Here is a 13,786-nt window from a genome sequence, read left to right on the forward strand (position 1 = left end):
GACAACCCGGAGACCGGACCCATCGGCACTTTCATGCCCCTGCCTACCGCCGAAAACGCCAGCCCCGCGATGGCCCAGTGGTTCGATCTCAAACACCGCGAACCCGATGCTCTGCTGTTTTTCCGCATGGGCGATTTCTACGAGCTGTTTTTCGCCGACGCACAGGCCGCCGCCATGGCGCTCGACATCGCACTGACAGCCCGCGGCACACATCAGGGCGAGCCGATCCCCATGTGTGGCGTCCCGGTCGCGGCCGCCCCCGCCTATCTCTCGCGGCTGATCCGACGCGGCTTTCGCGTCGCCGTCGCTGAACAGACGCAGACCCCGCCGAAAAAGGGCGAGAAGCCCCAGAAAGGCCCGCTCGCCCGTGCCATTGTCCGCGTCGTCACCCCCGGCACCCTGACCGAAGACGAACTGCTCGAAGCCGGACGCGCCAATCTCCTGCTCGCCCTCGCCCGCAGCCCGGAAAAACGCGCAAAAACGATCGGCGCGGCCTGGATCGATATTTCCACTGGGGCCTTCGAGACAGCTTCGGTCAGCGATGCCGCTTTGCCGGAACTTCTGGCAAGGCTTGACCCCGCCGAAATCCTGTCCGAACCCAACCTGCTTGCCCCCGACTATGCGAGCCGACTGGCTCCCGTGGCCGTCCCGCCCACGCTCGACAGCGCCCGCACCCTCGTCGCCCGCGCCTATGGCGTGGCGCAGATCGATGCCCTCGGAGACTTTCCGCCCGAACAGGCCGTTGCCTGCGCCATTGCCCTGAACTACGTCCAGCGCAGTCAGGCCGGAGCGCTTCCGCGCCTCTCCCGTCCCATTCCGCAGGGCACGGACGGTGTGCTGGGCATTGATCCCGCCACCCGCGCCAGCCTCGACATCCTCCGCACCCGTGACGGCGAGACGAAACACAGCCTTCTCGGCGCTGTCACTCGCACCGCTACAGCCGCAGGTTCGCGTCTTCTGGCCCAGTGGCTCGCTTCTCCGCTGACGGATGCCACCGCCATCACGGATCGCCAGAATGGCTGGCTCTGGCTCCAGTCTATTCCCGACCTGTCCAGTGCGCTGGGCGATATTCTGCGCCGCACGCCCGATCCTGCCCGTGCCCTTGGCCGCATCTCCGCTGGGCGTGGGCAGCCGCGCGATCTCGCCGCCATCCGCGACACGCTGATCGCCGCCAACGACATAACAGCTCTGTTCCAGCCTGCCTGCGATGCGTCAACGCCCACGCTGATCCGCACGCTCACCGCTGGTCTGTACGGCCGTGCCGATACCTTGCTGGAACAGCTTCAGGCCGCTGTCGCCGAAACCCTGCCCGCCCGCATCGAAGACGGCGGCTTCATCGCGCCCGGCTACAATGCGGAACTGGACCGTTATCGTGGGTTGCGTGACGAAAGCCGGCGCATCATTGCCGCCATGCAGGGCGAACTGTCTGAAAAATTCGGCGTCACAACGTTGAAAATCAAACACCACGCCCAGCTTGGCTACGTCATCGAAGTCCCGTCCGCGGCTGGCGCGAAACTGCGCGACAACCCCGAACTCTCGTTCCGCCAGGGGACTGCCAGTCTCGCCCGCTTCTCCACCGAAGAGCTTGCCGGTCTGGATCGTGCGATCCTCGAAGCCGCCGACAGAGCCTCTGCGCTGGAACGCCGCATCTTCTCCGAACTCTGCGCCCGCATTCTCCAAACCCCGGCCCTTGATGAGGTGGCGGAGTTCCTCGCCCTCGCCGACGTGTTGCGCTCCTGCGGTCTGCTCGCCGAAGGTGGATCATGGTGCCGCCCCGTTGTCACGGATGGCACGGAGTTCAGTCTTGTCGCCTGCCGACATCCGGTTGTGGAAGCTGCGCTGGCCGAGTCGGGAAGCGCGGACGCCCGCTTCATCCCCAATGACTGCGCCCTGCCGCCCGAACACCGCGCTATGCTGCTCACAGGGCCGAACATGGCGGGCAAATCCACCTTCCTGCGACAAACCGCACTGGCCGTGATCCTGGCTCAGGCGGGGTTGCCTGTCCCGGCAAAATCCGCGCAGATCGGTGTCGTGGACCGTCTGTTCTCCCGCGTTGGCGGCGCGGATGATCTTGCCCGGGGCCGCTCCACCTTCATGGTCGAAATGACCGAGACAGCCGCGATTCTCAATCAGGCCGGACCAAAATCGCTTGTGGTCGTGGACGAGATCGGGCGGGGCACCGCAACCCTCGACGGTCTGTCCATCGCATGGGCTACGCTCGAAGCCCTGCACACACAGCTTGGCTCGCGGACAATCTTTGCCACACATTTCCATGAACTCGGCGCGCTGACCGACTTCCTGCCCCGCCTCGCGCCTTACACGATGGCCGTGAAGGAATGGCGCGGCGAGGTCATCTTCCAGCACGAGGTCCGCCCCGGTGCGGCCCGCAAGAGTTGGGGCCTGCATGTCGCAAAACTGGCGGGAATCCCGGCCTCAGTCATCAACCGTGCCAGCCGTCTTCTGACCCAGTTCGAGCGCGAACAGGCCGATTCCCGATCGTCTCTACCGCTGTTTGAAGCGGTTGCGGAACCAGAGTCGGCTGCGCCTGCCACACCTCCCGCACCCACTCCGCTGGAGGACGCACTCTACGCCCTGAACCCCGACGATCTCTCTCCCCGGGACGCGCTGGATGCGTTATACTCTTTGAAACGCCTTGCCTCAGGAAACGGCACTTGAAAGAAAACTCTTTCTGGGGCGAAACTCTCCCTCTTTCCTTCGCTGACGATACGGATAAGCCCCTGTCTGACCGAACCGCCCCCCTCCCGTATGACCCGGCCTCCTCCCTGCAGAGCGCTCTCGATACGGCTGCGGAACAGGGCCAGACAAGCCGCGAAGCCGTGCTCTCCATCCTGCGGCGGCATCTCGGCAGCGGGAACGCTTCCGTCCGCTACCAGTTTGAAAAGCGCCGGATCTCGGGAATCGATGCCGCCCGTGCGCTCGCCCATCAGGCCGACGACATGGTCTGCGCGCTGGCCGACCTCGCTGCGCAGAAACACGGTGCTCCCGGCGAAACACTCTGCCTTTGCGCCACCGGTGGCTACGGCGCGGGCCTGCTCGCCCCCTTCAGCGACATCGACATCCTGTTCCTGATCCCGGGTGATCCTTCCGCGGCCATGACGGCGCGGATCGAGTTCATTCTTTACGCCCTGTGGGATCTTGGCCTGCGCGTTGGTCATGCCACGCGTTCCATCACAGAATGCGTCCGCGATGCCGACACAGACCTGACGATCCGCACCGCCCTGCTGGATCTGCGTTTCCTGCATGGTGACCGCGCCCTCGCCCGCAATCTGCGCTGCGCTCTGGGCGCTGATCTCCAAAACGATCGTCTGTGCGACTTCGTCATGGGCAAGATCGGCGAACGCGAGCAGCGTCACCGCCGCTTCGGCGACAACCCCTACATGGTTGAGCCCAACATCAAGGAAGGCCGTGGCGGCCTGCGGGATCTGCAAACCCTGAACTGGATGGGTCGTGCAGCTCTAGGCTGTGCCGTCTCGACACCGGACCGCAACGGTGCACCCGCCGAAGCACCCCAGACGCCGTCCTTCGCGTCTTTCGGCCTGCTGACGGAACGTGAAGCACACCGTGCTCGCCGCTCGTGGGACTTCCTGTGGACCGTTCGTCTGCATCTGCACTACATCACCGGCCGCGCAGAAGAACGCCTGACCTTCGATGTCCAGCCCGTCATCGGCGGTCGTATGGGGTATGCAACGCACGGCCGACAGCGCGGTGTTGAACGCTTCATGCGGCATTACTTCCTGACCGCCCGCGACGTCATGCGCCTGACCAGCGTGCTGCAACCCGTTGTGCTGATGCATCTTCAGGATCAGACCACCGGCGAGCCGCCCAAAATCGTTCCCGGACCCGAAGAGTTCCAGACCATCGCCGGGCGCATCTGTCCGATCGAGCCCGTCACTTTCGCAGACGAGCCCCGCGAGATGTTTCGCCTGCTCGATTGCGGGCGTCGTCACGACCTGCCGCTGCATCCCATCGCAATGCAGCAGATCATCCGCAACGAACGCCATGCCGTGACCCTGCGTGACGATCCCGAGACTGCAAAAATCTTTCTGGATCTGCTCTGCGAGCCGAGTGCGGACGACACCAAAGCCGTACCGTTCTGGCTCCCGATCCTGAACGAAACCGGCCTTCTCGGCCGTCTCCTTCCGGACTGGTCCCGTGTTGTCGGGCAGATGCAGTTCGACAGCTATCATATCTATACGGTCGATGAGCATATCGTCGAAGCCGTGCGCATGATGGGTCAGATTGAAGCCGGTCGCATGGCGGACGAGATCCCGCTGGCCTATACGCTGGCCAGCGACCTCCGCTCCCGCCGCGCGCTCTACGTCGCGGTTCTGCTCCACGATATTGGCAAGGGACGCGGCGGCGACCATTCCGAAATCGGTGCCGATCTTGCGTTGACGATCTGTCCACAACTCGGACTCGACCCTGAAGAAACCGACACCGTCTCCTGGCTGGTCCTGCACCACCTTCTGCTTTCCCAGACCGCCTTCACCCGCGACATCGACGATCCTCGCACGATTCTCGACCTCGCCGACACCATTCAGTCTCCCGAACGCCTGCGCCTGCTGCTTCTGCTGACCATCGCCGACATGCGCGCCGTCAGCCCAAAAGTCTGGAACGCCTGGAAAGCAACGCTTCTGCGCGAGCTTTTCTCCCGCGTTGCCGAGGTTCTGGAAGGCGGACTGGCTGCCACCGAACGCGACAGCCGCGTCAACCATGCCCGGGACCTGGCCCGGGATGGCCTCACTGGCACGCTGCCAGAAAGCAGCATCGAACGCTTTCTGGAACTCGGCTATCCGAGCTACTGGCTCGGCTTCGACACCGATACCCAGATGCGCCATGCCCGCATGGTCCACGACTCGGACCGATATCGCTCTCCTGTGACGGTCGAAGCCTTCCCGATCCCAGAACGCGGCGTTACCGAACTCACCGTCCTCTGCGCCGACCATCCGGGCCTCTTCTCACAGATTGCGGGGGCGCTCGCGGTCGCCGGGGCCTCCATCGTGGATGCCCGCATTCACACGCTGAGCGACGGCATGGCGCTCGACACATTCTGGGTACAGGACGGAGAAGGCTGTTCCTTCGAGGAGCCTCATCAACTCGGGCGCCTCAACCATCTCGTGGAACAGGCACTGTCAGGGCGCCTCGACATCCGCAAGGGCATCGAAGACGCCAGCCACCACAGCACCTCGCGCCGGATGCGCGCCATTCATGTGCCTCCCCGCGTCGTCATCGACAACACGGCTTCGGACCGTCATACCGTTATCGAGGTCAACGGTCGCGACCGTCCCGGTCTGCTGCACGACATCACATCAACGCTTAGCAGCCAGTCCCTCCAGATTTCCTCGGCCCACATCACGACCTACGGCATGCGCGCCGTGGACGTGTTCTATGTGCGGGACCTGCTGGGCCTGAAAATCACCGATCCGGTCCGCCTTACCCGTCTGCGCGAGACCCTGCTGGCGTCCCTCACAAGCCCTCCGGTCACCGCTCCCGCAAACTGAGCGCCGCGGCCACGTCCTTCAACACAATCGACCATCCTTCAGCGATGCCCGCTCCGGCGGGCGGGCGGAACTGACGGACATCGCGGTACCAGTTCACGTCTTTCCAGCGCCAGTCTCCGCCTTCACGGTTCAGCAGCCAGAGCGGACGCCCCAATGCTCCTGCCATATGCGCCACCAGCGTATCCACACTGATCACCAACGCACATCGCCCCACTTCCCGCGCCAGATCTTCAGAAGTTTCAAGCGACAGGCGCTCCATCCATTCCGGCGCATCGCCGGGCTGAAGCGCCACAAACCGTATCCCGGAAAGCTGTCGCAAAGCCTCCAGACATCCGGTCGGAACCGAGCGTCTGCGATCAAAGCGGTAGGACGGATTTCCCGACCAGCAGAGTCCGATGCGCCCCGCCTCAGACTTTTCTCCAACCGCAAGATAGGGCTCAGTACAAGGTGGCGCTTCAAGCTCCAGAACAGCCGGCAGACTTAACAGGCTGATCTCCGCCGCCACAGGCCCTTCCGCTGGTAGAATCCGCCCCTGATCCAGGTCTGGCATCAGCCCCGCCAGCGCGGCCGTGCGGAACCGCAGACGCAACGGACGGAGCCGCGCCGCCTCTCTCAGAAACCGCAGGAACTGGACCTCGTCGCCCATTCCCTGCTCTCCCACGACTGCAACAGGCTCCTCTCCCGCCGCGCCATCCCATTGCGGACTTTCCGAAGCCAGCCCCAGAAGCGAGCGGCGGCTTTCAAAGTCCGGCCAACCTTCCGCGAACCGTCCCTGCCCCAATAAAACGGTCGCCCGGTTGAAGCGCGCCCGCTCGGCTTCTTCCCCCGCTTCACGGGCCATGATCATTTGGAACAGAGCGTCCGCATCCTCCACGCGCCCGATTTCCATCAGGATCGTGCCAAGATTGTTGGCAATCCGTGCATCCGAAGGACGTAACTCCAACGCCTGCCCTAATGTGCTGTACGCCGCCGCAAGCTCGCCCCGTGCCATCTGCACAAGGCCAAGACTGTTAAGAGTCTCCGCCGTCCCAGCCCCGAGTTCACAGGCCCGCAACAAAACGTCTCCTGCTTCATCGAAAGCATTTCCAGCGAAAAGAGCGGCACCCAGATTGGCCAGCGCTGCGCCGTCACCGGGCCTGTCGCGCACGACCTGCCGGAACTCTTCGACCGCCTGCACCACCAAACCGTCATCGAGAAAAAGTTCCCCGATTCGGGTTCTCACATTACTTTTATCTAGCAGCAGACCCGCTGCTTTCTGCAAAGCCTTCCGCGCTTCGCCTCGACGCCCCAGCCCTGCAAGGGCCTCCGCAAGCGCAGCGTGGGCACGCGGATCGGCAGGCTGTAATAGTACGGACACATGCAATGCTGCCCGCGCCGCCTCAGTATGACCCTGTTCAAGCAAGGCCAGGCCCAGCGTTATGTGCATCCGTGCCCTGCGATCGGGAGAAACAGCGGATTTCTGCAAGGCACGCCCCACCAAGGCGACTGCTGTAGCACTTTGCCCGCGGGCTCGGGCGAGACACGCCATACCGTGCAGAGCATCCGGCTGGCCCGGTTCGGTGGTCAGAATGACGCGAAAGCCCTCCTCCGCGCCTGAGAGGTCTCCTGCGTCGAAACAGGCGAAAGCAGTTTCTGTGGGGTCAGAAGAAAATAGCACTGTCATCAATTCTTCGTGCTCCGGAAAATCCTAAAAATTCCCAAAGATAGTGTTAACGAAGTTTTCACGATTCTCTGGTCAATATTGTAAGTCCGAGACAGAAGCAGAGGTTTTTCAGCAATGCATCTTGAGCAACGAACCGGTCCTGTGCCGGGCTTGGTGTACGCGACTGTCCGACAGGGTATGACCACCCGAACATTCCCCATCGAAGTACGCCGTACGGCTTCCGGCCACTATATCTCCCGTATGCCAGACAATCGCTGGTCCATCGAATGCCTGACCGTCGAAGCCGCGCTGCTCATGCATGCCGCAGTCCTGTTCCCGATTGAACAGGAACTCTCTCCCTGGCTCTCCAATCCCAAGCCTGCCCCGTCCGCGCTTAGCAATGCTGCTGGACCGATAAAGAGCCCGATTGCTGATGGTCAGGGGCCCCTTCCGGCACCTCCGAAAACTCTCAAACAGAAAACCGAAGCGAACTCCTGAGTCCACTTCATCCTTGCCAAATGCGTCCGGCAAGGCAATGTCAGTCCTATGAAAACCCGTCTCCTGCACGTCGCCGCCGCAACAGGGCTGGCGGCACTGGCCTTGAGCGCCTCTCCCGCCAGAGCGGATCACCCCTGGCAGGACTCTCCCACTCAGGCTTCCATTACAGCCGACGCAGCACTCCCCGGCCTTCGATCCACCGCGCTGCTTGCAGGTAAGAACGGAACCTATCTCGCTCTTGATGCCAGCGGACATCCCGTCCGGATCGACGCCACCAACACGCCGACTCCCTTGTCCGGCCCTGACGTTCCCACCGAACCGCTGAGCGTGCTTGCGACCGCAGGCGATGATTTGTGGGGTCTTTCGACAGAGAAAACTCCCACCCTCATCCGCATGTCCCCGGATGGAGCAGCCCAGTCCCGCCTCCCGCTGACAGGTGCCGCGATTGCGGGCAGCAATCTTGTCGCGCTTCAGGTTCACGGCACACAGGCCTATCTGGCCGACGAAGGCAAACCTGCTCTCGTCGCGGTTGATCTCAAGACTGGCAACGCAAAGCGTTTCCTGTCCTATGATCCTTCTCTCACCGGGCGTCATCCGCTCCTGCGCGCTGGCCAGCCCCGGATGGGACCAGATGGCCGCCCCATGGCAGGTGGCAATGTGCGCTTCCTGCTTCTGGATGCAAAAGGCCAGTGGCTGTTCTATCAACCCGCCTGCGGCCCAATGTCCCGCATCGACACCGCTCTACTGACCGACACGGAGTTCACCCCCGTCGAGCAGCTTGACGGCATTACTGAATGGCGGACAACCCCTGGCATTGGCGGCGAAACCCTGACGCCGGACAACATATTTTACCTTTCCGACATTACCGTCGGCAGCATCCTGAAATTCGGCACTGACCGTATTCCCCTGCGGATACTGACAGACCCTCGTCTTTATGATGCAGGCGCGCCCGCAGTCTCCGACAGCCACCAGATGGCCGTGCTCGCGACGGAAGATGGCAAAACGCACATTCTTCGCATCGCCTTGCCCTGACAGGACGTGATATAAAATCCCCCATGCGCTACCGATCGACCCGCGGCGAGCTGACCGCCGACGCCCCGAATTTCTCTGACATCCTTCTCGCTGGCCTTGCGGGAGACGGCGGTCTCTACATGCCGGAGAGCTGGCCGAAGATCAGCCCGCAGACCCTGCGCGAATGGCGTGCGCTCTCCTATCCGGACCTCGCCGCAGAAGTCATCGCCCTCTTCACGGAAGGCGCCATCGACGTCGACACCCTGCGCGACATGACGCGGGACGCCTATGCCGGTTTCGACCATGCCGCCGTCGTCCCGCTGGTTGAAGTCGAGCAGGACCTCTACTCCCTCGAACTGTTCCACGGCCCCACGCTCGCCTTTAAAGACATGGCGATGCAGATGCTCGGCCGCCTGTTCGATCACGTCCTGACCCAGCGCAACCGCCATGTTACGATCGTCGGCGCGACCTCCGGCGACACGGGCTCGGCCGCCATCGAAGCCTGCCGTGGCCGCGAACGCCTCTCCGTCGTCATCCTGCATCCCAAGGGCCGCACTTCTGACGTCCAGCGGCGCCAGATGACGACCGTTCAGGACGACAACATCCTCAACATTGCCGTCGAGGGCGATTTCGATACCTGTCAGGATCTGGTCAAGGCGATGTTCGCCGACCACGCTTTCCGTGACGAAGTCTCGCTCTCAGCGGTTAATTCGATTAACTGGGCCCGTATCGCCGCCCAGATCCCGTATTATGTCCGCGCAGCTCTAGCGCTTGGCGCTCCGGACCGCGAAGTCTCCTTCTCGGTCCCGACCGGCAATTTCGGCAATGTCCTCGCCGCATGGGCCGCAAAGCAGATGGGCATTCCCATCAAAAAGCTCTGCATCGGCTCCAACCGCAACGACATTCTGACGCGCTTCGTCATCGACAACGATATGAGCGTGCGTACTGTCGAACCAAGCCTGTCACCATCGATGGACATTCAGGTCTCGTCCAATTTCGAGCGCCTGCTGTTCGAACTGCTGGACCGCAATTCCACGCGTTGCGCCGCCATCATGCGCGAGTTCCGCGAGACTGGTCGCATGGCCGTCCCGCACGACGCCTGGACCCGTATGAAGGACGTCTTCGAGGGCATGACCCTCACCGACGAGCAAAACAGCGAAGCCATGCGCCTGTTCTATAACGAGAGCCTCTATCTCGCGGACCCGCACAGCGCGATCGGCCTCGCCGTGGGCAAGCGTTTTCAGGAACCCGGCATCCCCATGGTCGCAGCCGCCACGGCGCACCCTGCCAAGTTCCCGGATGCCGTCACCGCTGCTACCGGCATTCATCCCAAACTGCCGCCGCACCTGTCCGACCTGTTCGAGCGCACCGAGCGTTACGAGTGCATGGACAGTCAGATCGCTGGTCTTCAGGACGCTGTCCGCGCTCATATCAAACACACCTGATCTTCAGAAAAACACAGGCTCTCCATCCGGGGAGCCTGCCTTCCTTCGACATTACGGAACCTCATGCCCGATACGATTGAAGTCACCAGCCTCGATAACGGCCTGACCATCATCACCGAACGGATGGACCGCGTTGAAACCGTGTCTTTCGGAGCTTACGTCTCCATCGGCACACGCGACGAGACCGCTGCCAATAACGGCGTCTCCCACTTCCTCGAACATATGGCCTTCAAGGGCACCGAGCGTCGTTCCGCCGCGCAGATCGCAGAAGATATCGAGAACGTGGGCGGCTACATCAACGCCTACACGGCCCGCGAAACCACGGCCTATTACGTCAAGCTGCTCAAGAACGATCTGGCTCTGGGCGTGGACATCATCGGTGACATCCTGACCCACAGCACGTTCCTCGATGCCGAAATCGAGCGCGAACGCGGCGTGATCCTTCAGGAAATCGGTCAGGCCAACGACACCCCCGACGACATTATTTTCGACCAGTTTCAGGAACGCGCCTTCCCCGAACAGCCCATGGGCCGCCCCACACTGGGCTCGGAAGAGCTCGTGTCGAGCATGACGCGCGACACGCTCATGTCCTACATGCGCGAACACTACACCACCCACAATATCACCATCGCCGCCGCCGGAAACCTGCACCATCAGGACGTCGTGGACTTGGTGAAGGAGCATTTCCGCGATCTGCCATCCCACCAGACGCCCCGCCCCCGTGCCGCGGCCTATGAGGGCGGCGAACTCCGCACGACGCGAGAACTGGATCAGGCCCATCTCGTCATGGGCTTCCCCTCGGTCAGCTACCTGCACCCCGACCATTACGCGGTCATGATCCTCTCGACCCTGCTTGGCGGCGGTATGTCTTCGCGCCTGTTTCAGGAAATCCGTGAGCGGCGCGGGCTGGTTTACAGCGTCTATTCCTTCGCGTCCCCTTTCAGCGACAGCGGCCTGTTCGGCCTCTATGCTGGTACGGGCGAGGATCAGGCTGCCGAACTTGTTCCCGTCATGATCGACGAACTCAAGCGTCTTCAGGACGGTCTGAGCGAAGCGGAACTCTCCCGCGCCCGCGCCCAGCTCAAATCCTCGCTTCTGATGTCGCTGGAAAGCACCGGCAGCCGCTGCGAACAGCTTGCCCGCCAGATCCAGGTCCATAACCGCCCGGTCCCGACTTCCGAGACCGTTGCGAAAATCGACGCCGTGACGGAAGCCGACATCCTGCGCGTGGCCCGTACCATTTTCTCCGGCACGCCGACCTTCACCGCGATCGGCCCCGTCGGCACCATGCCCTCTCTGGAGGACATCACAGCAAGGCTTGCCGCATGACCACAACGCCCGTCGAAGCCCTCCTCGCCGCGGCCCGCCGCCACGGCGCAGATCACGCGGATGCCATTTTCATCCGTGACGAATCTGAATCCGCGCTCATCCGCAAGGGCGTCCCCGAAGGCATCGAGCGCTCCGAAAGCATCGCGCTCGGGCTGCGCGTCTTTCGCGGCAAACGCGCAGCCACGGTTTCGACAAGCGTTCTGAACGAGGCCGAATTCGACCGTCTGGCCGAACAGGCCTGCGCCATGGCCCTCGTCATTCCCGAAGACCAGTATGCCGGACTGGCCGAATCCGCCCTTCAGGGCCGTTTCGATGCCGCCGGACTGGATCTCGAATGCAGTTCCTCGCCGAGCATGGACGACCTGCTCGCCCGCGCCCGTGAAGCTGAGGATACTGCACTGTCTTTTGCAGGCATCACCAACACCAACGGCGCCTCCGCCGGGCACGGCCGGACCTCGGTCGCACTCGGTACTTCGGCAGGGTTCTTCGGCGCTTACAGCCGCACTGCTCATTCCACCAGCGCCAGCGTTCTTGCTGGCGAAGGGGCGACGATGCAGCGCGACTATGCGTATCGCAGTGCCGTACATCTGGAAGACCTCGAAAGCCCGATCGCTATTGGACGCGAAGCTGCCGAGCGGGTTCTGGCTCGCATCAATCCCGGCCGCCCCCGTACAGGCACTTACAGCGTCATCTACGACCCTCGCGTCTCCGCATCACTGCTTGGTCATCTGGTTGGCGCCATCAACGGCGCGGCCATCGCTCGCGGAACGTCCTTCCTCAAGGACAGCCTTGGCAAGCAGATCCTCTCCGCTGGCCTCATTGTGCATGACGATCCGCGCCGCATCCGGGGCGCGGCGTCCCGTCCGTTCGATGCTGAGGGCTGTGCCGCCCTGCCGCTGGACCTGATCGCAGATGGCGTCCTTCAGACGTGGCTGCTCGATTCCCGCAGCGGTCGCCAGCTCAACATGCCTACAAACGGTCGTGCCAGCCGTGGGGTCGCCTCTCCGCCTTCCCCAAGTGTGACAAATCTTCATCTCGCAGCCGGAACCCTTTCTTCCGACGCCCTGCGTTCCGATATCAGTGAAGGAATCCTGATCACCGAACTCATGGGCTCATCGGTCAACATGCTGACCGGCGATTACAGCCGTGGGGCTTCGGGTTTCATGATCCGCAACGGCGAGATTGCCGAACCCGTCGCCGAACTCACGGTTGCGGGCAATCTGAAAGACATGTTTGCCCGCATGGTTCCGGGCAGTGACCTGATCTTCCGGCAAAGCGTGAATGCGCCCAGCATCCGGATCGACGGCATGAACATTGCAGGACTTTGATGCGTAATTTTCGACTTCTCCCCATCGCCTTCGCGGTCTTCTGCCTTCTTGGAACGGCAGATGCGCGTCCGGGCGGCGGCAGCTCCATCGGAAGCCGCGGCTCCCACACCTGGAGCGCCCCGCCGCGCACGTCCATCACGCCCGGCTGGGCGCGCCCGATGGACCAGTCCGCAACCCCGCGTCCCTCGCCCAATTACGGCGGCGCACCCGGCTATGCCGCTCGGGCCCGTCCGATGCCGGGTTACGGTGCTCCGGCCTACAGACCGTCCTATCCGGTCCGGCATCCGTTCCTGAGCGGCTTTGCGGGCGGCTTTCTGGGCGCGGGGCTTTTCGGTCTCCTCAGCGGTCACGGCATGATGGGCGGCATGACAGGCGGAACGTCGTTCTTCGGCTTCCTGTTTCAGGTTCTGATCATCGGCGGCCTGATTGCTTTTGTACTGCGTCTGTTCGGCAATCGCCGTCAGAACCAGATGGGCGCCAGTTCCACAGGAATGCCCGCAGGGGCCTCGCCTTTCGGCAATAACGGCGGCAGCACACCCGTGACGCTCACGAATGACGACTATACGAGCTTCCAGAGGCTTCTGCTCGACATTCAGGCGGCCTGGAGCGCACAGAACATACGTGCGCTTGCCAGCATGGCCACTCCGGAAATGACGGGCTATTTCAACGCCCAGCTTTCCGAACTGGCCAGCCGGGGCGCACGGAACATCGTGTCCAACGTCCAGTTCCAGCGCGGTGATCTCTCCGAAGCCTGGCGTGAAGGCAATCTGACCTACGCCACCGTCGCCATGCGTTACGCCATGACAGACGTTACGACGGACTCCATGGGCAATGTCATTGACGGCAGTTCCACCGAACCCGTGACCGTAACAGAACTCTGGACTTTCGTTCGGGCCGATGGTCGCGGCAACTGGATCCTGTCCGCCATCCAGCAGGCAGGCTGAAAAGCGCCTCAAACGAAAAAGGCCCGGGCATAACCCCGGGCCTTTTTTATTGCCTGAACGCTTCTTA

9 protein-coding genes are annotated in these 13,786 nt (G+C 62.7%); 8 read left to right on the forward strand and 1 reads right to left on the reverse strand.

What is annotated here, in order from left to right:
- Positions 1-33 precede the first annotated feature (33 nt).
- Both mutS and JK213_RS01255 read left to right on the forward strand, forming a co-directional pair.
- A complete protein-coding gene (gene mutS, locus JK213_RS01250) occupies positions 34-2,676 on the forward strand; it encodes a DNA mismatch repair protein MutS (RefSeq protein ID WP_194261526.1) in 2,643 nt (880 codons plus the stop codon).
- Complete coding sequence (locus JK213_RS01255; protein WP_194261527.1) at positions 2,673-5,522, forward strand: [protein-PII] uridylyltransferase; 2,850 nt, start codon at positions 2,673-2,675, stop codon at positions 5,520-5,522. The genes mutS and JK213_RS01255 overlap by 4 nt, the downstream gene beginning before the upstream one ends.
- Here the strand turns inward: JK213_RS01255 and JK213_RS01260 are convergent.
- Complete coding sequence (locus JK213_RS01260; RefSeq protein ID WP_194261528.1) at positions 5,503-7,185, reverse strand: tetratricopeptide repeat protein; 1,683 nt, start codon at positions 7,183-7,185, stop codon at positions 5,503-5,505. The two genes, JK213_RS01255 and JK213_RS01260, sit on opposite strands and share 20 nt — an antisense overlap.
- A gap of 177 nt (positions 7,186-7,362) precedes the next feature.
- On the opposite strand from JK213_RS01260, the gene JK213_RS01265 reads away from it, so the two are divergent.
- The 6 genes from JK213_RS01265 (at position 7,363) to JK213_RS01290 (ending at position 13,719) form a co-directional block, all read left to right on the forward strand.
- Complete coding sequence (locus JK213_RS01265; RefSeq protein ID WP_228125346.1) at positions 7,363-7,662, forward strand: hypothetical protein; 300 nt, start codon at positions 7,363-7,365, stop codon at positions 7,660-7,662.
- Positions 7,663-7,710: 48 nt separating this feature from the next.
- Positions 7,711-8,694, forward strand: coding sequence for a hypothetical protein (locus tag JK213_RS01270; RefSeq protein WP_194261530.1), 984 nt, complete (start codon positions 7,711-7,713; stop codon positions 8,692-8,694).
- Between the two features lie 23 nt (positions 8,695-8,717).
- Positions 8,718-10,118: a threonine synthase gene (gene thrC, locus JK213_RS01275; RefSeq protein WP_194261531.1), complete on the forward strand. Its 1,401-nt coding sequence runs from the start codon at positions 8,718-8,720 to the stop codon at positions 10,116-10,118.
- Positions 10,119-10,181: 63 nt separating this feature from the next.
- Positions 10,182-11,447 (forward strand): pitrilysin family protein, encoded by a 1,266-nt coding sequence (locus JK213_RS01280; RefSeq protein ID WP_194261532.1) that lies wholly within the window; start codon positions 10,182-10,184, stop codon positions 11,445-11,447.
- Positions 11,444-12,775 (forward strand): TldD/PmbA family protein, encoded by a 1,332-nt coding sequence (locus tag JK213_RS01285; RefSeq protein WP_194261533.1) that lies wholly within the window; start codon positions 11,444-11,446, stop codon positions 12,773-12,775. Before JK213_RS01280 ends, JK213_RS01285 begins: the two co-directional genes overlap by 4 nt.
- On the forward strand, positions 12,775-13,719 hold the full coding sequence (locus JK213_RS01290) for a TIM44-like domain-containing protein (RefSeq protein WP_194261534.1): 945 nt from the start codon (positions 12,775-12,777) through the stop codon (positions 13,717-13,719). The genes JK213_RS01285 and JK213_RS01290 overlap by 1 nt, the downstream gene beginning before the upstream one ends.
- Positions 13,720-13,786: the final 67 nt, after the last annotated feature.

The sequence above is a fragment of the Gluconobacter sp. Dm-44 genome (genome assembly GCF_018256175.1).
Classification (GTDB): Bacteria; Pseudomonadota; Alphaproteobacteria; order Acetobacterales; family Acetobacteraceae; genus Gluconobacter; species Gluconobacter cadivus.

What these genes read in the sequence shown, in the direction of transcription:
- mutS (WP_194261526.1), top strand. Translation starts at nt 34, where the DNA reads ATGCCCCTGCCTACCGCCGAAAACGCCAGCCCCGCGATGGCCCAGTGG.
- JK213_RS01260 (WP_194261528.1), bottom strand. Translation starts at nt 7,185, where the DNA reads ATGACAGTGCTATTTTCTTCTGACCCCACAGAAACTGCTTTCGCCTGT.
- JK213_RS01265 (WP_228125346.1), top strand. Translation starts at nt 7,363, where the DNA reads ATGACCACCCGAACATTCCCCATCGAAGTACGCCGTACGGCTTCCGGC.
- JK213_RS01270 (WP_194261530.1), top strand. Translation starts at nt 7,711, where the DNA reads ATGAAAACCCGTCTCCTGCACGTCGCCGCCGCAACAGGGCTGGCGGCA.
- thrC (WP_194261531.1), top strand. Translation starts at nt 8,718, where the DNA reads ATGCGCTACCGATCGACCCGCGGCGAGCTGACCGCCGACGCCCCGAAT.
- JK213_RS01280 (WP_194261532.1), top strand. Translation starts at nt 10,182, where the DNA reads ATGCCCGATACGATTGAAGTCACCAGCCTCGATAACGGCCTGACCATC.
- JK213_RS01285 (WP_194261533.1), top strand. Translation starts at nt 11,444, where the DNA reads ATGACCACAACGCCCGTCGAAGCCCTCCTCGCCGCGGCCCGCCGCCAC.
- JK213_RS01290 (WP_194261534.1), top strand. Translation starts at nt 12,775, where the DNA reads ATGCGTAATTTTCGACTTCTCCCCATCGCCTTCGCGGTCTTCTGCCTT.